This is a genomic window from Providencia sp. PROV122, from assembly GCF_028482365.1.
Taxonomy (GTDB): domain Bacteria; phylum Pseudomonadota; class Gammaproteobacteria; order Enterobacterales; family Enterobacteriaceae; genus Providencia; species Providencia stuartii.
In genome coordinates this window covers 131,699-151,399 of the sequence record NZ_JAMPQI010000010.1, presented here as the reverse complement: position 1 = coordinate 151,399, position 19,701 = coordinate 131,699, and the positions used below count along the sequence as shown (strand labels likewise).

15 protein-coding genes and 3 tRNA genes are annotated in these 19,701 nt (G+C 42.2%); 10 read left to right on the top strand and 8 right to left on the bottom strand.

From position 1 onward, the window contains the following. Positions 1 to 48 precede the first annotated feature (48 nt). The 3 genes from PSE69_RS09140 to PSE69_RS09130 form a co-directional block, all read right to left on the bottom strand. Entirely contained in the window at positions 49 to 1,401 is a 1,353-nt protein-coding gene (locus PSE69_RS09140; protein WP_004915576.1) for an APC family permease, read from the bottom strand. 713 nt (positions 1,402 to 2,114) lie between these two features. Then, entirely contained in the window at positions 2,115 to 3,005 is an 891-nt protein-coding gene (gene rarD, locus PSE69_RS09135; protein ID WP_004915578.1) for an EamA family transporter RarD, read from the bottom strand. Between the two features lie 159 nt (positions 3,006 to 3,164). Further along, complete coding sequence (locus PSE69_RS09130) at positions 3,165 to 3,635, bottom strand: thioesterase family protein (protein WP_014657293.1); 471 nt, start codon at positions 3,633 to 3,635, stop codon at positions 3,165 to 3,167. Between the two features lie 186 nt (positions 3,636 to 3,821). Here PSE69_RS09130 and pldA point away from each other — a divergent pair, with 186 nt between their 5' ends. From pldA to PSE69_RS09100, 6 genes are all read left to right on the top strand, one after another. Continuing rightward, on the top strand, positions 3,822 to 4,685 hold the full coding sequence (pldA, locus tag PSE69_RS09125) for a phospholipase A (RefSeq protein WP_376738356.1): 864 nt from the start codon (positions 3,822 to 3,824) through the stop codon (positions 4,683 to 4,685). Between the two features lie 129 nt (positions 4,686 to 4,814). Continuing rightward, positions 4,815 to 6,641, top strand: coding sequence for an ATP-dependent DNA helicase RecQ (gene recQ, locus PSE69_RS09120; protein WP_004915592.1), 1,827 nt, complete (start codon positions 4,815 to 4,817; stop codon positions 6,639 to 6,641). A 15-nt stretch (positions 6,642 to 6,656) separates the two neighbouring features. Then, positions 6,657 to 7,652, top strand: coding sequence for a lysophospholipase L2 (gene pldB, locus PSE69_RS09115; RefSeq protein ID WP_040132546.1), 996 nt, complete (start codon positions 6,657 to 6,659; stop codon positions 7,650 to 7,652). Between the two features lie 13 nt (positions 7,653 to 7,665). Next, positions 7,666 to 8,472, top strand: coding sequence for a sugar/pyridoxal phosphate phosphatase YigL (yigL, locus tag PSE69_RS09110; protein ID WP_004915597.1), 807 nt, complete (start codon positions 7,666 to 7,668; stop codon positions 8,470 to 8,472). Positions 8,473 to 8,778: 306 nt separating this feature from the next. Then, positions 8,779 to 9,408 carry a hypothetical protein gene (locus PSE69_RS09105; protein WP_230088953.1) on the top strand — a complete coding sequence of 210 codons (630 nt, stop codon included), beginning with the start codon at positions 8,779 to 8,781 and terminating at the stop codon, positions 9,406 to 9,408. 262 nt (positions 9,409 to 9,670) lie between these two features. After that, entirely contained in the window at positions 9,671 to 10,462 is a 792-nt protein-coding gene (locus PSE69_RS09100) for a tetratricopeptide repeat protein (RefSeq protein ID WP_040132545.1), read from the top strand. 9 nt (positions 10,463 to 10,471) lie between these two features. Here the strand turns inward: PSE69_RS09100 and PSE69_RS09095 are convergent, their stop codons facing one another. The 4 genes from PSE69_RS09095 to rsgA all read right to left on the bottom strand — a co-directional run bounded on the left by PSE69_RS09095 (position 10,472) and on the right by rsgA (position 16,391). Further along, the gene (locus PSE69_RS09095) at positions 10,472 to 10,804 is read right to left on the bottom strand and encodes a hypothetical protein (RefSeq protein WP_004915603.1); all 333 of its coding nucleotides are present in this window, start codon (positions 10,802 to 10,804) and stop codon (positions 10,472 to 10,474) included. Between the two features lie 70 nt (positions 10,805 to 10,874). Next, a complete protein-coding gene (gene mscM / locus PSE69_RS09090; RefSeq protein ID WP_040132544.1) occupies positions 10,875 to 14,216 on the bottom strand; it encodes a miniconductance mechanosensitive channel MscM in 3,342 nt (1,113 codons plus the stop codon). A gap of 38 nt (positions 14,217 to 14,254) precedes the next feature. After that, positions 14,255 to 15,211: an archaetidylserine decarboxylase gene (gene asd / locus PSE69_RS09085; protein WP_004915608.1), complete on the bottom strand. Its 957-nt coding sequence runs from the start codon at positions 15,209 to 15,211 to the stop codon at positions 14,255 to 14,257. A gap of 127 nt (positions 15,212 to 15,338) precedes the next feature. Then, positions 15,339 to 16,391, bottom strand: coding sequence for a small ribosomal subunit biogenesis GTPase RsgA (gene rsgA, locus PSE69_RS09080; RefSeq protein ID WP_040133385.1), 1,053 nt, complete (start codon positions 16,389 to 16,391; stop codon positions 15,339 to 15,341). Between the two features lie 117 nt (positions 16,392 to 16,508). On the opposite strand from rsgA, the gene orn reads away from it, so the two are divergent. From orn to PSE69_RS09060, 4 genes are all read left to right on the top strand, one after another. Then, positions 16,509 to 17,051: an oligoribonuclease gene (orn, locus tag PSE69_RS09075; RefSeq protein ID WP_014657301.1), complete on the top strand. Its 543-nt coding sequence runs from the start codon at positions 16,509 to 16,511 to the stop codon at positions 17,049 to 17,051. Between the two features lie 346 nt (positions 17,052 to 17,397). Next, positions 17,398 to 17,473 (top strand) — tRNA-Gly (locus tag PSE69_RS09070). A 40-nt stretch (positions 17,474 to 17,513) separates the two neighbouring features. Further along, a tRNA-Gly gene (locus tag PSE69_RS09065) sits at positions 17,514 to 17,589 on the top strand. Between the two features lie 39 nt (positions 17,590 to 17,628). Further along, positions 17,629 to 17,704, top strand: a tRNA-Gly gene (locus tag PSE69_RS09060). A 698-nt stretch (positions 17,705 to 18,402) separates the two neighbouring features. Here PSE69_RS09060 and queG read toward each other — a convergent pair. Continuing rightward, positions 18,403 to 19,560, bottom strand: coding sequence for a tRNA epoxyqueuosine(34) reductase QueG (gene queG, locus PSE69_RS09055; protein ID WP_004915624.1), 1,158 nt, complete (start codon positions 19,558 to 19,560; stop codon positions 18,403 to 18,405). Between the last annotated feature and the right edge of the window lie 141 nt (positions 19,561 to 19,701).

Sequence of the window (19,701 nt, the reverse complement as noted above, 5' to 3'; positions counted from 1 at the left end):
GAAATTATGCATCCCCATTATTATCATACGTGTACTAAAGTATAGGTACTAATTGATGATCATATTGGTCTCATCGTCCGAAATTGCGGGTGGACGACGTCTGAAACCATGTGTGAGCAATGTGAGATAAAATGCACCAGCCGCTAGCCAGCACAGGCCCACAGTAAAGGCCTCTTTATCTAGGCTTGTCCATAACCATAGGGTGAGTATGACACCAATCGACGGCATAATCAGGCAAGTGATAAATTTTTTACCATCAAGCGCTTCTTTGCGATCGATATAGAAGTGTTTAATCACGGACAAGTTCACAAAGGTAAATGCAATCAGTGCACCGAAGCTAATCATTGAAGCTACCATGCTGAGCGAAAGCACCAGCGAAAGCAGTGATGCGATGGCAACAAAAATGATTGAATACACAGGGGTATTCAGTTTGGGATGCAGGTACGCAAAAACTGAGCGTGGCAAGACGCCATCACGCCCCATCGCATAGAAAATACGCACAATGCTGGCTTGTGATGTCATGGCTGAGGCAAAGACACCAATGACATAAGCGGTAATAAAGCTAGATGCCATCATTGCGCCGCCGACTTTTTCCATGACCGCGAGGCTAGCAATATCGGTATTTGGAATAAAGTCTTGCCATAATGGATAACTCAAATGGGCGCTGTAAGAGATGATGATAAACAGCGCACCCGCAATAAAAACGGTATAAATAATCGCTTTTGGTAATGTGCTACGCGCATCTTTTGTTTCTTCTGCCATGGTTGAAATGGCATCGAAACCTAAGAAGGCCAAACATAGCACGGCAGCACCCGCGAATAATCCAGGCATTTGATCTGCCGTTAGCGTAATCGGTGCGAGTAGTGCGTCTGTATCTAGCACAAAATTAGTCTTAAAGCTCAAGAACAAGAATACGGCGATAAAGACAATTTGCATGCTAATAATCAGCATATTCATTGAAGAGACGAGTTTGATCCCTAAAATATTCATGATGCTGACAACGGCAATCGTGGTGCAGATAATGACTGGCATTGGAATATTAGGGAAAGCTTCATGCACGAAGATCCCAATCGCAATATAGTTAATAATCGGCAAAAATAAATAATCGAGTAATTGCGCCCAACCGACTAGGAAACCCAATGTTCCGCCAAATGTTTTTTGCACATAAGAGTATGCGGAACCCGAAAGAGGTAGCGCACTCGTCATACGGCAATAGCTCATGGCAGTAAAGAGAACGGCAGCCAATGTCACAAGATAAGCGATAGGCAAATGGCCTTCACTTAATACTGTCACTTGTCCATAGGTAGTGAAAATCCCGAGTGGCACCATATAAGCCAGCCCAAAGAAAATGAGCGCAGGCGTGGTCAGTACACGTTTCATTTGAACGGTATTCTGTTGCATTTTTAAGCCCTTCCCAAAAGCCCTTAACAACTATCAACTCTTTCTGAATACACAGGCGGAGTGAACCTAAAATGCAGCCATATAAACTGACTACACTATTGTATTTAAAAAATTTTTTTAGAGCGGACCTGTATTCAATTTCAGAAAACCTCGCACCAGGACATAAATAAATTACATGTCATCGTGCGCACTTTAATGAAACGTCAGTGATGAATCGGACCATCACCATCCGCTGGGGTGAATACAAGCGGCGTACAATATAGAGTCGATGTTCCTTTAACGCAATGATTAATTATTAAAAAATAAAAAATGACTTTTTTTCAAAGAGTTGGTTTTAATTTAGAGATAAACCGGAATTTAATTTTAGATAAATTTAATAATAGCCTGTTTTAAGCGTAACGCAACCCTATTGGATTATCATTCAACACTTTGATTTTATGGGTTTTTCTTTTGTGCGTAAAAGTGGGTTCTACTGAAAGGTGAGTGTTTTATATTGTCGAGAGTTATGGCTTATTTTAATAATAAATGGGCTTTTTTTAATATATTTAGGTTGAGTTAACATTTAGATAAACGCGATGAATTAGCATATTGTCTATTATGCTTAAAATAAATTAACTCATTCAGTTCCATAAAATGAAACACTGACCTTTTATTCATAAATAAATAAAGGTCAGTGTTTTGGACTTTGCCTTTATATAGGCAATTTGCAGGAATTACTTTCTTAACCTTTGTTGTGTGTAAAGTGCATCCAAGGTAAATAAAATTAATGCGACCCAAATAAAGCCAAATGTCACGAGTAGCTCTGATGTCATTTTTTCGCCGTAGATAAATACCGCGAGTAAAAACATAATAGTTGGCCCTAAATATTGGAAAAAGCCCAGTGTCGACAAGCGAAGGTGGTTAGCTGCTTCAGTAAATAGCAACAATGGCACGGTTGTGATAACACCAGCAAGGATTAATAACACATTTAAGTGCCAATCATTCATTGCCATGTTGCTGGTTGGGCTATCGGCAAAGAACAGCAAGAAAATAACGCCCACTGGGAGTAACCACAGGGTTTCAAATGTCATTCCCGTTTGGGCATCAACTCCAAGTTTTTTCCGTAATAAACCGTAGGTTGCAAAAGTCACGGCGAGGCTAAGTCCGATAACCGGAACGGAGCCAAATTGCCATAACTGAATAAGAACACCCGTTAAGGCTAAAATAACCGCGACCCACTGCATGCGTCGAAAGCGCTCTTGCAGAAATAGCATTCCAAATAAAACGTTCACCAGAGGGTTAATAAAGTAGCCTAGGCTAGCTTGCAACATATATCCATGGTTAACGGCCCAAATATAAATTAGCCAGTTGGAAGCGATAGTCACCGCGGTGACGCCTAATATAAGGATTTTTTTAGGCTGCTTTAACACTTGGCGCATATAGCTCCAGTGTTTTGTTGCAGTTAATAAAACCAACATAAAGAAAAATGACCAGATAATACGATGAGTCAGTATCTCTTCTGCCGGCACCTCTTGGATGGTTTTAAAATAAATAGGTGCGACGCCCCAAATTAAATAAGCGCCCAAGGCACATAACACGCCTTTGATGGTATTTTGTTGGCTCATTATTGGCTCTGAATTTGAATAAACGGCTAAAAGTAAGTCGATTGAGATATCGAGCCTTAGAAAATATCGGCTCGATTTATGACCTTATTAATGTGACATTGCTCGAGTTTTTTTACAAGTTATTAGTTGAGTAAGTAACTAATTTTTTACTTTCTCGTTTCATCCAATGAGATAAGTGGCCGTGGCTGTTGCGATATGCTGATTACGTTCGTTATGTAGTTCGCAACGCGTCACTGCAATTTTATTGCCATCGCGTAATAAACTGGCGCTTGCAGTAAACACTTCACCTCGACCAGGACGTAAATAATCAACTCGTAGATCAATGGTGCCCATTTTTGACATTTTATCGACAATATCTTGATGCACTAATGGTGTGATCCGTTGGAGAATACGGTTAATACATACCATGCCACCAGCGACATCTAATATTGATGCAATGACACCACCGTGAAGAATGTTTTGTGTAAAATTACCAATCAATTCTGGACGATTCTTAATTGTTAGTTGGACAAAATCATCATTTATCTGAGCCAATTGTATTCCCAAAAGCTGATTAAAAGGCATTTTATAGATAAACGCATCACTCATGAGCTTACTTGCTTCTTCTAATGTATAAGTACGGTCATTCATCTTATTCATCCTTTAAAAAATATGTGAATAATAAGTTATCACTATGTATAAAATATGTCTCTATGAAATGAACGAATAATCTTTCAGCAGTTGTCAGATTTTGTGTGTAAAATGAGATAAACTTTTTTGGGATTTTTTCAGAATAGGAATAACAGAATGCGCGTTTTTCACAAATTAGTTGGTACTGTGCTCTGTTTTTGGTCTGTATCATTATTCGCCGCAGAAAATACAGATACATTAACTTCCGTAGATACAACAGAGAAAACGCCAATTAGAGGCAGCATTATTTCTGGGTTATTACAAAATTACGAGAGTCCTTTTGTACTTTACCCTTATGAATCCAATTACATTATTTATACCTATACCTCATCTATGAATAAAGAGGCGATAAAAAGCTATGATTGGGGTAAAGATGCATTGCGCGATGAAGTAAAGTTTCAGATTAGTCTAGGTTTCCCTTTATGGCGCGGGATTGCGGGGGAAAACTCCGTATTAGCGGCGTCATATACTCAGCGTTCTTGGTGGCAATTAAGTAATAAAAAAGAGTCTTCACCATTTCGCGAAACCAATTATGAACCTCAGCTATTTATTGGTTGGGCAACAGATTATCAATGGGGAGGTTGGACATTACGAGAGCTGGAAACAGGCTTTAACCACGAGTCGAACGGTCGCTCAGAGCCAACCTCTCGCAGCTGGAACCGCATTTATGCGCGGGCCATGGCACAAAATGGCAATTGGCAAGTTGATTTAAAACCGTGGTATCGCATTCATGAGAGTGAAGGCAGCGATGATAATAAAGATATCACCAAATACATGGGCTACTATCGACTAAAAGTGGGTTATGCTCTAGGTGATAGTGTGATTACCGCGACAGGGCGTTACAACTGGAACAGTGGTTATGGTGCCGCGGAATTGGGTTGGAGCTATCCCATTACCAAACATGTGCGATTATATACCCAGTTGTTTAGTGGCTATGGCGAATCGATGATTGATTATGATTACCGACAAACACGTTTTGGTATCGGTGTGATGCTAAATGATATGCTTTAGTCATTAGCGCTTATTTGCTAGCATATTGCAACTCTATTTCAAGTGATACCTTGAAAAACACCGAGTGCTAACCCGCTATTTAGATGCTGCTCTATTGAGCAGCTATCAGTTTGTCATTTGAGGATCCGCGTGTCTACAGCTGAAGTGATCTCCCAGTTTTCACTGGCTGAAAGTATACTCAATAATACTTTTGGTTATCAGTCTTTCCGCCCTGGGCAGGAAGCTGTTATTCGTGCCATACTCGATAACCGCGATTGTTTGGTGCTTATGCCAACTGGGGGCGGTAAATCGCTATGTTATCAAGTTCCTGCTCTGGTTAAAGAGGGGGTAACGCTGGTGGTATCGCCTTTGATCTCCCTAATGAAAGATCAGGTCGACCAATTACGCCTTCATGGTATCAAAGCAGCTTGTTTAAACTCCTCTCAAACCGCTCAAGAGCAGCGAGACGTGATGGCCTTATGCGCCCAAGGCGCCATCAAGTTGCTGTATGTTGCGCCCGAAAGGTTATTAACTGACTATTTTCTTAGCCAGCTGAGTAGTTGGAATATCAGTTTATTGGCGGTGGATGAAGCACACTGTGTTTCGCAATGGGGGCATGATTTTCGTCCTGAGTATCGCGCCATTGGTCAGTTACGGCAGCACTTCCCTGATGTTCCTATCATGGCATTAACGGCAACAGCAGATGAAACGACACGAGCCGATATCGTACGTTTATTGGCCTTACATGACCCTTTGATACAAATCAGCAGTTTTGATAGACCCAATATCCGCTATACCTTAGTCGAAAAATATAAACCGCTTGATCAGCTTTGGTTCTTTATCAAAGCACAAAAAGGTAAAGCGGGTATTGTCTATTGCAATAGCCGCAGCAAAGTGGAAGAAACGGCAGAGCGTCTGCAAAAACGTGGGTTAAGCGTTGCAGCTTATCATGCAGGGTTAGATAACCAACAACGAGAGTGGGTACAAGATGCTTTTTTAAAAGATAACCTACAAATTGTTGTGGCAACAGTGGCTTTTGGTATGGGGATCAACAAGTCCAATGTGCGCTTTGTGGCGCATTTTGATATCCCTCGCAATATCGAGGCCTATTATCAAGAAACAGGGCGAGCAGGTCGCGATGGGGTTGAAGCGGAAGCCGTACTATTTTATGACCCTGCGGATATGGCATGGCTACGCCGCTGTCTTGAAGAGAAACCCGCTGGCTTGCAGCAGGATATTGAGCGCCATAAGTTGAATGCGATAGCTGCATTTGCGGAGGCTCAAACTTGCCGCCGATTAGTGCTGCTCAATTATTTTGGTGAAAATAGGCAAGCGCCGTGTGGCAATTGTGATATCTGTTTAGACCCGCCAAAACAGTATGATGGGCTAGTGGATGCCCAAAAAGCGCTATCTTGTATTTACCGTGTTGGTCAGCGTTTTGGTATTGGTTATATTGTTGAGGTCTTGCGCGGGGCAAACAATCAGCGCATCCGCGAGCTAGGCCATGATAAATTACCGGTATATGGCATCGGTAAAGATCAATCCCATGAGCATTGGGTCAGCGTTATCCGCCAGTTGATCCATCTTGGGATGATCACACAAAATATTACGCATTTTTCAGCGTTGCAATTAACGGAAGCGGCTCGGCCGATATTACGCGGCGAATCCGCTTTGCAACTTGCTGTTCCTCGTGTTTTGGTGGCAAAAAGCCGTAATCAGCAAAGCAAAGTTTATCGAGGAAACTATGATAAGAAGTTATTTGCTAAGTTGCGCAAATTGCGTAAATCTATAGCAGACGAAGAGAATATTCCTCCATTCGTTGTGTTTAATGATGCAACCCTGATTGAGATGGCTGAGCATTGTCCGGCTTCCCCTTCAGAATTGTTGTTAATTAATGGTGTGGGGGAGAAAAAGCTTGAACGCTTTGGTGATGCTTTTATGACATTGATTAGGGACCATCTTGAAGGTTACGAATGACGAAAGGATATACATATGACCCCAGAAAAGCTGAAAGAAAATTGGTTAAACCGAGAAACTCAATTTTCTGCATTTGCTAACGGTCCACTTTTAGACTTTTGGTTGCGCAGAGAAGAAGCCGAATTTCTAGGGGTCGATGATGTTCCTATTCGCTATGTTCGTTTTACCCATTCCCTAAATAATAAAGCCGTTGTTATCTCCCCTGGTCGTAGCGAAAGCTATATGAAATACCCAGAAGTTGCCTATGACTTCTATCACCTCGGTTTCGATGTCTTTATTATTGACCATCGAGGGCAGGGGCGCTCCGGACGTATGTTGGATGATCCACAAAAAGGCCACGTTGAAAAGTTTACTGACTATATTGATGATTTTGCAAAGTTTGTTGAACTTGAAGTGCAATGTCGGCATTATCTCAAATGTTATGCATTAGCCCACTCAATGGGGAGTGCGATCCTCGGCGGCTATTTATTACGGGATAATGTCACCTTTGATGCAGCGGCGTTTTGCGCCCCTATGATTGGGATTAATTTACCGATCCCACACTGGTTAGCGAGCTTTATTGTTGATCGGGCGGAGCTACACCGCAGTGTGCGTAATGACTATGCGATTTCAACGGGGAAATGGCAGCCGTTGCCTTATTTGATCAATGTGTTGACTCACAGTCAGGAACGTTACCGGCGTTATCTCCGCTATTATGCGGATTATCCCGAATTGCGGCTAGGTGGCCCTACCTATCATTGGTTAAAAGAAAGTTTTGCAATTGGCGATGAGCTAATTGCCCGGGCGGGAGAAATTGATGTACCACTGTTGGTGTTAGAAGCAAGTGAAGATAAAGTGGTCAGCAATCGAGAGCTACAGGCTTTTTGTCAAAGTCGGCAAAAAGCACAGACAGGAAGAGAAGAAAAATTACCCCTCGTGATTGAAGGGGCACACCACGAAATCCTGTTTGAAGTGGATGCATTAAGAGCGATGGCGCTTAATGTTATCTGTGATTTTTTTGAGCAGTATTAGCTAGGAATGATTTATGAAATATCCTGTTGTTGCTTCTGATTTGGACGGTACTCTTTTATCTCCTAATCATGATTTAACCGCTTTCACCAAGGAAACACTGAAACAATTAGTAGAAACACAAGATATCCATTTTGTGTTTGCGACGGGTCGTCACCATGTGGATGTTGCACAAATTAGAGATGGTTTAGGTATTGATGCCTATATGATCACGTCGAATGGTGCACGGGTACACAATACAAAAGGTGAATTGATCTTTAAGCATAATGTTGATCCTGAAATTGCTCATGAGTTGTGCTTGATGGAGTTTGATCACCCTGATTTGGTGACCAACTATTACGGGGGGGATGACTGGTTTATTAACCGTGAAAGCCCCGAACAGAAAGAGTTCTTTAAAGAATCGGTATTTCAGTACACGCTATTTGATCGCCATAACTTTGATACTTCAGATGTTTGTAAAGTCTATTACACCAGTGAAGATCACGATATGTTGGTAGATTTACAAAATCGCATCCGTGAACGTTGGCAAGATCGTGTTAATGTGACTTTTTCACTACGTAGTTGCTTAGAGGTCATGGCTGGTGTGGTTTCTAAAGGGGAAGCCCTGCAACAAGTTGCGGCACTTCAAGGTTATCAAGTGCATGACTGTATCGCCTTTGGTGATGGTATGAACGATAAAGAAATGCTGACCTTGTCAGGGAAAGGTTGCATTATGGAAAATGCTCACCAGATGCTTAAAGATGAATTACCTCAACTTGAGGTCATTGGCTCTAATGCCGATGATGCGGTAGCGCGTTATTTAAGAAAGCTCTATTTAGCATAATGTAAAAATTAAATGTTATCCGAAAATAGAGGTCGATAAAACGACCTCTATTTTATTATCGCAAATCTATTCATTCACCTACTGCTTAGCTATTTAAATATTAAATAAAAACAGCGTTTATATGTGAAATATAAATTTTAACTCTAAATTAAGTTAGTTTAAGCTATGCTATTAATATTAAAATAATATTGTTTATCTAGGCTTGAAAATAGAGGGAATGTGTATGGATATCGACGTCAGAGTGGAAAGCTCCTAGACAAAATAAGTCTCGCCCATCGTTCAATAAAGCTGTATGAAGAGAGGATATTGCAATTAAATCAATCAGCTAAAATGAGTTTTAACTCAATAGATAATGAGGTTAACGAAGGTGATTTTCAATTTATTTTCAGTATATTAAATAATCTAAAATCTGATTTGGAAAATAACAAGGAATTATTTGGATTGATTTTAGAAAAACAAATAATATATAAAAATATACTCGATGAAATTAGCAAAATTAATGTTGGGCCAGCGTTATATCAAGCCACTCAATTTGATAATGATATTGAAATGCTAAATAGCTTTATAGTATCACAGGAATTTTTCGATAAAGTTAACGATGAATTAAGCCGCATTAGTCATTCTTATTATGGTTCATACCGTCAAATTATTGAGGAAATGCAGCAGTTAATTGAAGTGAGAGGTTATCTTCAATATGACCTACAAGGGATTAATAGTGACCTTGAGCCGATTAAAGAAACATTGAATGTATTTCGGTTAACTGGGGAGCTGCCTCGAGACATTGTGTTATACCGGAGAATACAAGAGAGAGCCGATGAGTTATTGCTATCAAGCCATATTAGTGCGCTCCCTCCAGCAGAAAGCGAAATACCAGTATTTCGAGACAACTCTCTCGATGCTTTTTTACCCAATCAATTGTGCCATGCTAAACCGTAAGCGTGTGTCTTACCATAACGAAAGTAAGGTGTTGCCGACACCTTACTTGGATCAGGAAATATCTCATTTTATACAACAAACTTAAAAAAAGATGCTGAATTTGCAATAAAGTCAATTTTCCTATTCTTTCTGTATGCAAGTGGCATTAAACTATCAACGAGTCGGCAGTGTGTTTAGGCTATAGCTTAGCAGCAGTTTGCCGATAATAATGGATCACACTGTTTTCGCAGTCGGTAATTTGCACTGTTGAGGGTTGTTTAGGATGAAAAAAATTGCGTTAGCGCTATTGTTGGGCTCTGTTTGCTATAGTTCATTATTACTGGCTACTCCCCCGATAAAATCGGCACCTTCACAACAGACAATAGAGCAAATTACGCAATTAGCACAAAAAGGTGATCCAACCGCACAATATCTTCTCGGTCAACGCTATTTTAAAGGTAATGGCGTTTCTCAAGATTCTAAAATCGCTGCCGAATGGTTTATCAAGGCGGGTGATCAAGGCAATGCAGACGCTCAATTCCAATTAGGAACAATGTATGTGAACGGCTTTGGCGTTCGTCGAGACTACGATAAAGCGATGCTTTGGTATCAACAAGCGGCTAAACAGAATGATACACGGGCAGAAACCAATATGGCGATGATGTATGCTCAAGGCCTTGGTGTCGCTCAAGATCTCGAAAAGGCAGCTTATTGGTTCAGAAAGGCCGCACAAGGGGGCAACGTGATTGCCCAATTCCATATTGGCCAAATGTATTCTATCGGCAGTGGTGTTGATCTCGATAATGAAAAAGCGGTGTTTTGGTTCCGCAAAGCTGCGAAGCAGCGCGATGCAAAAGCACAAGATCGTTTAGGGGTCATGTACTCTGAAGGGAAAGGTGTAAAGAAAAACCTTCAGCAATCTTATGCTTGGCTAACCACCGCGGTGTATAGCGGTAATAAAGAGAGCCATCGGCTGCAAAGTAAAGTCGCAGAGCAATTAAGCGAAAGCGAATTAAAGCAAGCGCAAAAATTAGCAGAGAACTATATTCAATCCTATGGATTTAAAGCAGGTTGAATGATCTGATCATTCGTGGGATATGATCCGATATCCCACCATAATGATCACGGATAATACAAGATAGGCCCAGCTCATACGGTAAAAACGGTTATATCCCCATCCCCGACGCACATCCAACTGTAGTTGCTTATTTGATACTTTACTCACCAAAATACGAAACGCCACAATATATAACAGGGTCAGCACTTGCCATAAATACAGGATGTTGACTGCAAATGATTTACCTACCACCAGTAAGATGATGAGTGGAATAAGAAAAAACAGAATGGAGCCGATCTTCTCAAGTTGAGAGACTCGCAATAAAGTCAGTTCATCTTGTGGTTCAATGGGCGCTTTCATTTTTCTACCTTAATCATCGATTGAGTATTAAGGCCAACGGCTTGATGGCCGCTAACCTTGAATATCGCCATTATAACTCCCCGGATTTACGCGGAGGGTTGCGACCAGAGAGGTTGTTTGTTGCGCTTTGCAGTGCATTCTCCCGTATGTCCACTCGAGCTTGGAATGGTGGGAATGGCAAGGTAATGCCTTGCTCTGCAAATGCTGCCAGTATGTTTTGATGGATTTCATGACGTGCAGGTAACCGATGCCCCATCTCAGCAGCATAAACACGCAATTCAAAGATTTGAATGCCTTGTTGTAAATCAACTAAATAAACCTCTGGGTTCGGGTTATCAAGTATCATCGTGGAACGCTCGGCCGCACTGAGTATGATAGAGGTCACTTGCTGGCTATCTGCATCGGCAGGAGCAGGGATCGTCATCACGATACGCGTGATCGTGTCAGATAAGGACCAGTTAATAAATTGCTCAGTAATAAAGGCCTTATTAGGCACAATAATCTCTTTTCTATCCCAATCTGTTAAGGTTGTGGCTCGAGTATTAATCTTTGTAATACTCCCTGTCAGATTACGGATCGTCACGGTATCGCCAATTCGAATTGGTTTTTCAAATAAGATCATCAACCCAGAAATAATATTGGCAAAAATCTCTTGTAAGCCGAAACCTAAACCAACCCCCATGGCGGCTATCAGCCATTGTAATTTTGACCAATCAATCCCGAGCATTGAGAAACCAACGATGGTACCAATGATGGTCAATGAGTATTTGGTTAATGTCGTGATGGCATACCCTGTACCAGGGGTTAAATCTAAGTGCTGCAATACTGCCAATTCAAGGAGTGCAGGTAAGTTACGCACCAACTGAGTCGTGACGATAATGATCAGTATGGCGATAAAGATAGACCCCATAGTGATCGGCTGAACAGTATCGACCCCATTAATTGTCGAGGTTACATCCCACAGACGAATATTTTCAAGGAACGAAAATGCAGTGTGGAGTTCAGACCAGAGCCAAATGAGAGAAACCAACGCTATCATCGTGAGGATTGAGCGGACTAACCCGACGGATTGCGCGCTGATTGCATCAAGGTCAATCACTTGCTCATCAATATCAATGTTCCCTTCGCCACTCGCATTGGGTTGGTGAATATCCTCTTCCCCTTTGGCCCTTTGCGCTAAGATTTCTGCACGACGTTGTTTGGCTCGTTCAAAGGCTAATTTACGGCGCTGTATTGACATCCAACGGCGGATAGCATGGTAGACAATCAATAATACAAACCATATCGCGACAGAGGTCTCTAAACGGCCAAGCAGGGCTTGAGACGTTGAGAAGTAGCCTAATAGTGAGAAGAATGCAGCGATAATCGGTGCAACCAGCAGCATCCACCACAGTGCTTTATTGATTAGGTTATCCCCTGAACCATGTCTATCAAGGTAGAGAGGCACATGGGTGCGGCGCAAATTGTTTGTCATTAAGCTCAATGCAAAGCACAGTAGCAAGAAGCAGAAGCGACCGATGGAGGCAGAAAATTCCCTATCACTGTAGTGCTCAAAAGTGATCAGCGCCATCATCAGAGGTACGATGACAAAAATCGCGAGCCGGTAATAACGCATCGCACGTTTTACCGCATCTTTATCCCAACCAAAGTGCGCAATAAATAAACCCGTTGGGCGTGAAAATGTTTCACTGATCATAAATAGCCATAGCACGGGAGTTGTGGCACTGACACCATAACCTATTGCCGCCGCCATCGGGTATTGCCAAGCACTTTGCAGGCCATAACCAATGGCAGACCACATCATTGGGAGTGGTAGCGCCACAATAATGGACCAAAAAATCGTGCGTATGGTGAGGTAAAAGTGGTCTTGAGTCACTTTACCAATGCGTAAGCTTGCTCTATCTAGAAAGTCTTGATAATGCTTACGCGTGCTAATACTAAAAATCACTAAAATGATCGAACCAAACAGATATAGGAAGGTGTCTTGAGTTGTTAACATCACTTTAAAGGCACCAGTGAGCTGCGATAAGGTGTCTAAAGAGAGCAACTGAGTAATATCTGTTATCAATAAAACAGGATAGTGGAGTGTTACCGGTGGAGCATCGGCAACCCAAAACAGATAACGGTGTGACGCATCTTTAACATCTTTTAATGCGTCTGTTAGTTGGCTAGTGGCGACATTTAATTTTGTCAGCTCTAACATCTCGGTATCAAAGCCAGAAATGAGCGCGGTTAGCAGCTCTTTACGCGTCTTAATTAATGATGAGTAGACTTGCGCTTGTGCTGGGCTTAAATTATTTTCGGTCTCTTGTGTGGCGGTATCCAGTTTGGATAACCGGTCTAGCATATCTTCATAATTTAGGCGTTGTACCCGTAAATCTGCCATATCACGGTTAAGCTGCTGGCTTTTAGGAATTTCCGGTAAACGTGATAATTGGGTACGAAGTGCCTCACCTAACGTACTTGAACCATCAAGCCACTGCGCTTGCTCGCGGATAGTTGTCAATGCTTGGCGTGCATCTTGTATTCCCGAGGAGATTTCTGCTTGGCTCGTACTGATAGTGTTCATACGAACCGCTTGCTCAGTCAGTTCTTGGGATAGCTTGCGGTTAATATCAATTTGATCTTTAAGGAAAGGGGTCAACTCACCTTGTTCTGCAAGCATTTCGGTGTGTTCGAGTGCTAATACCGCTTTTTGCTGGCGCAACGTATTTTGCACTTCACGTAATTTTTGTAATTCAAGCTCCAGCCGGTTATAACGCTTTTTATTCAGTTCTAAAGCGACGCGTGAAATTTCTTGGCGGTTATTCGCGGATAATTGCGCCATTTCAAGCTCATTAACCTCAGCTTTGCGAGCACTCACTTCGGCTTGAGCTAAGGTTGTTTGGGCTTCTGCTAATGGTGTAGTAGGAGAGCTTAGTGATTGTAAGCGAAATGACGCTTCAGAAAGGAGGCGGCGTGCTTCTGATAATTGTTTTGGTAATGCACTTAGCGATTCACTGATTTCCCGACCTTTATCTTGCTCCTGCTGTGTCTTTCTTCCTTGATCGAGAAGTTGACTACTCACTTGAATAATTTGTTGTTCAAGCTCAGACAAGCTGATATTGGTTGGAATATTGGTTGGCTCATCGCTTTCATTGAGTAGTTCTTGTCTTAGCCCCTTGATAATTTTAGGGAAATTATCGATGGCGTCTTGATAAGACTTGGCTTTAGCTTCCGACTGATTGGCTTCACTGATCCAGTTAAGTGCGCCTTGAAATGCTTGCGCTATTTCCGCATCTTTAGGGTTTTTACTGGGGTCGAGCTGAGCAAGCTCTTGCTTAATCAGTGCTTCATTTGGCGTACTATTGGAAGCCCCTGCCGCAGAGAAGGCGATTAGCAGGCTGAAAAAAAAACCGATAATCAAACGCACAGTCAGGAGCTCCTTCAAGCAATTAACAATATAAGGTATTACTGGGTTTCAATTTGCTCAGCGGCGGTATCCACTGAGGTATCATTTGCCACGGTTTCCGCCAGTAGCTCTCCCATACGAGTCGCATAGCCGGGGATCAGTGAGGCATTAAAACGAATAGCGTTCGGTTCAAACAGGTTAATGACGGTTGAACCTAGCTTAAAGAGACCCATTTCTTCGCCTTTTTTCAAGAATACGGCACCTTCAGTCAGTTGATCTGGGTAGGTCCAGCGCTTAATAACCCCTTCACGCTGTTGGTTAACACAACCACCCCAAACAGTTTCAATGCTACCAACGATAGTGGCACCGACTAAGATTTGCACCATCAGACCCACATCGGTTTTAAACACACAAATTAGGCGCTCATTACGGGCAAAGAGGTTGGGAACATTGGCGGCGGTCAATGGGTTGACAGAGAATAAATCACCCGGTACATAAATCATCTCGGTTAATAACCCATCGCATGGCATATGTACACGATGATAGTCGCTAGGGGATAAATAGGTTGTGATAAACTCACCGCCACGGAATTTATCAGCTAGCTGATAATTACCCGCGAGCAAGGCTTCGACCGTATAATGGTGACCTTTGGCTTGAAAGATTTGGTCATCTTGAATTGAACCTAATTGGCTCACCGCACCATCAGCCGGTTGCGCTAATTGGTGTTTTCCTGTCACTAATGGGCGCGCTTCTTCTTTTAGCGGCCGAATAAAGAAATCATTAAACGTTGCATAAGCGGTGAACTCGCTTTTTTGTGCTTCACTCATATCCACTTTATAGGCTTTTGCAAACAGCTTAATTGCCCATTGAGTGACAAAGCCTGCATTCTTATCGGCGAACCAGCCGGCAAGTCTTGTAAGACCCTGTTTTGGTAGCATATATTGCAAACGTATTTTAATCTTATCTAGCACGTTAACCTCAAATTCGTAAAGGCCAGTTAGCAAAAAGGCAGTCATTGTACCTTTGCTTTTTTAAATAGGCTATTTTGTTTCGATAGGCTTAAAAATCTTTACCATTGATGAATCACCTACCAAAATAAATGTAAGTACTCGCTCACTTGGTTAGTCAGTCGTTAAGCCAAAACTACTTATCTTTACCCGTAAAATTCCCACGAGGCTTAATCTGTTCCATGCTCTCCAAAATACGATGATAATTTTCAAACCGTGATTCGGCGATTTTCCCTTCTTCCGTGGCTTCACGCAGTAGACAACCGGGATCATCCAAATGCTTACAATCGCGGAACTTACAGCCACCTAAATAGTCTTTAAATTCGACAAAACCTTTTGTTACTTGTTCCGTAGAAAGGTGCCATAGGCCGAATTCACGTACTCCCGGGGAGTCAATGACATCACCACCTAACGGAAAATGATATAACCGCGCTGTCGTTGTGGTGTGTTGGCCTAGCCCTGAAGTATCTGAAACGTCATTGACTAAAATGGTTTCTTCATTATGAGGCAAAAGAGCGTTCAGTAAACTGGACTTGCCAACGCCAGATTGACCTACAAACACTGATATTTTGCCGATCAGTGCGTTAGTAAGTGCTTCCATTCCTTCGTTGGTATGGCTAGAAACTTCCAGTACTTGGTAACCAATATCACTGTAAATAGTCATTAATTCGCTGACCCATTCACGGTTTTCTTGGTCTAATAGGTCAATTTTGTTTAGGACAATAATGGGTTGGATGCCTAAAGTTTCGCAAGCCACTAAATAGCGATCGATAATATTCAGGGATAGCTCGGGTAAAATTGAGGAAACGACCACGATTTGGTCAATATTTGCAGCAATAGGCTTTAGCCCATCATAATAGTCAGGGCGTGTTAGGACGGAGTGGCGTTCGTGAACGGCTTCAACAATGCCATTAACTTTGATATCGGCTTGTGTATTCAACGCAGGGCGCCAAACTACGCGATCTCCTGTGACGAGAGATGAAATAGTTCGACGTAAGTTACAACGCTGTAATGTGCCATCGCTTGCTTCGATGTCAGCATGTTGCCCAAATCGGCTGATCACTAGCCCTTCTTGCGCTTCTCCTAATAGGCTGTCATCAATCTCAGTGACTTTTTGTTTTTTAAGTCTTTTTTGATGATTTGCCTGTACTCGGCGCTGTTGGCCTTTTGACAGTTTCTGCTTAGCCACCTGACCTCTCTTGATATTGTTGGCTGAGTTTTCTTGTTTACTAACTTGAGTGGATCGCGTCGATACCTCAAACGCGTTATCATACACGAACTCCATTGGATCAAGTTAGGGTATATGATGCAAAAGAATGAGAATAATTTAATCTGGATCGATTTAGAAATGACGGGTCTCGATCCTGAGCGTGACCGTATTATCGAAATTGCCACTATCGTTACCGACAGTCAGCTTAATATTTTAGCACAAGGTCCTGTCATTGCGGTTCATCAAACACAAGCACAATTGGATTTGATGGATGAATGGAATGTGAATACCCATACAGCAAGCGGCTTGGTTGAACGCGTTAAAAGCAGTACTTTCAGTGAGCGTGAAGCTGAATTAGCGACGATTGAGTTTCTAGAGCAGTGGGTACCAAAAGGGGCATCACCAATCTGTGGGAATAGCGTTGGTCAAGACCGTCGTTTTCTATTCCGCTACATGCCTGAGTTAGAAAGCTATTTCCACTATCGTTACCTTGATGTTAGCACCCTAAAAGAGTTAGCTCGTCGCTGGAAACCTGAAATTCTCGCGGGCTTCACTAAAAAAGGCACACACCAAGCTTTAGATGATATTCGCGAGTCTATTGCAGAATTGGCTTATTACCGTGAGACCTTTATCAAATAATCAAAGCAGAAAACTGAAATTGGCGACCAAAAGGTGGCCAATTTTTTTAGCGGTTAACTTATCACAGCGCGTTAAAAGTATAAGTAACAGGCATTCGGGTTTTCATGGCATGGACGTCATTGGGCGATGCGTTTTTAGAAAAAAGTAAAAAATGTTAACTGATTGAAATCAGAAGTTTACTTGCAACGCTGATAAAATCATCACAATGCCCAATTTATCAGCAAACAAATAAAAAAGTGAAAAAATTGAGCTAAGGGGCTTGCCTGCCGTGCAATTTCTCGTATAATGCGCTCCCCGTACCGATGAAGATTTTCATGAGTACGGTAAAGCAAAAAGAAAGTATTTTGCGGGAATAGCTCAGTTGGTAGAGCACGACCTTGCCAAGGTCGGGGTCGCGAGTTCGAGTCTCGTTTCCCGCTCCAAACTTTCTTAATGTTTTAGCTAGAACACTATTTTCGGTATGCGGGAATAGCTCAGTTGGTAGAGCACGACCTTGCCAAGGTCGGGGTCGCGAGTTCGAGTCTCGTTTCCCGCTCCAATCTCTCTTAGTGTTTTAGTTGTAGTTACCTATCCAAATGCGGGAATAGCTCAGTTGGTAGAGCACGACCTTGCCAAGGTCGGGGTCGCGAGTTCGAGTCTCGTTTCCCGCTCCAAAATCCTTAGTCTCTTACCTCTTATTGTTAAAAATCCAACTGCTTTCATTAAGAAAAGACACCTATTCGATGCACTAGGTGAATTGCGTTCGAATCTGTTTATTCATCAACAAATGCTTTTCTTTTAGTGATGATCGGTAGAGAGTGATGATCATCACACTCTTTGGGATCTTTTTCAGATCTTGCGGTTTTTTCTGCTTGCATTCATTAACTTGTCGCCATAGAATAGCCACCCCCTGACCAATAGGGGCGATCAATAAGTATCCAAATTGTTATAATTTCAGTTGTAATAATAAACAAAAAAGCCGATTTTTGCAGTTTCAGTGACTTTTTTGTACCAACCTTGTGTTTTAAGCGCTTTAATTTTGCTGAGAGTAGTAAAAAAGAGGACTTATTTAATTTCCTATCATTAATAAGTTATCCACAACCTATCATCAATGCTGTGGTGCTTTTACGCGTCTGTAATACTTTAATGCACCGAGTTATCCACAGGATAGCATGATAGGTAATCGCACATATTCCAAAAAGCTATTGCTTCGTGGTGATAGATATCTTACTGAATTTAATAGTAAATATTTTTGTTTAAAATGTGGCTAACCTAGCTTGCAAATTCTTTACCTATTGTCAGCTAAGCAATTTTTTATTTTATTCACACGGTGTTGATTTTTATTCGTTTGCAGTATAGGGGTGTATTATTTTTAAGCATCCCTAGGTAAACCTTTAGATATGGCACGTACAAGGCGTTTCTGCTGTGAAGTTTGAATAGTTACTTGGTTTTCTTCTCGGCGCTGTAATTGTTGTTGTATTGCCCATTGGATATGCTCATCCAACATCTCCCCCATGCCTAACCGTGAGCGCAATGCGTTGACAATCGTGTCCTGATAGGGGGCATTGCCTAACGCGACACTGATATTTCTGAGCCATTTTAAGTAACCAATGCGGCGAATTGCTGAACCTTCAGTCACTTTTAGGAAAGTCTCTTCATCCCAGCTAAATAGTTCAAGAAGTTCGGGCGTGTGTAATACGCGTCTTGGGCTAAAATCTTGTTCATCGGTTAATTGTGAAAAACGGTTCCAAGGGCAGATCAATTGGCAGTCATCACAGCCGTAGATCCGATTCCCCATCAGTGGGCGAAACTCTTCCGGGATCGGGCCATCAAGCTCAATGGTTAGATAAGAAATGCAGCGGCGAGCATCGACGACATAAGGTTCAACGATCGCGCCGGTAGGGCAAGTGGTCATACAGGCCACACAGCGACCACACTGCTCTTCAACAGGTTGATCGATAGGAAGAGGTAAATTAACTAAAAGTTCACCGAGAAAAAACCACGATCCAGCTTCACGATTAAGGATCAACGAATGCTTGCCTGTCCAGCCTAAGCCTGCCTTGACGGCGAGAGGGCGTTCTAAAATAGGGGCAGAGTCGACAAATGGGCGAAAATTGAGATCGTCAGAGCAGATATGTTCTCGGCAGTATGCCAAGATGCGATCACTGAGCATTTTCAAGCGCTTTTTTAATAGCTTATGGTAATCTCTACCTAGTGCATAGCGGCTAATATAACCTAATTCAGGGTTACTTAATGTGCTGGCAAAAGCTGCTTTTGCAGGCAGGTAGTTCATACGCACGCTGATCACGCGCAATGTGCCGGGATGTAATTCGTGAGGTCTTGCTCGCATCATCCCATGGCGTGCCATCCACGCCATCTCACCGTGGTATTGCTTATCGAGCCATGCCTGTAATTTTGGCTCTTCAAGGGAAAGGTCAGTGTCACAAATACCGACTTGCTGGAAGCCAACTTCACTCCCCCATTGTTTGATATTTTGTGCAAGAAGGTTGAGATCGAGATGTGTTGCCATTAGATTTTATATTGATGCTAAGCTGAGTGAAATTGCAGGGGCACTTTACCATGATCCCGTGATTTCACAAAATCATCACTGATGCCCTGTTGTGTGATGTAACAGGATTAGTCGCTTATCTGATATCCACTATCTAAATAT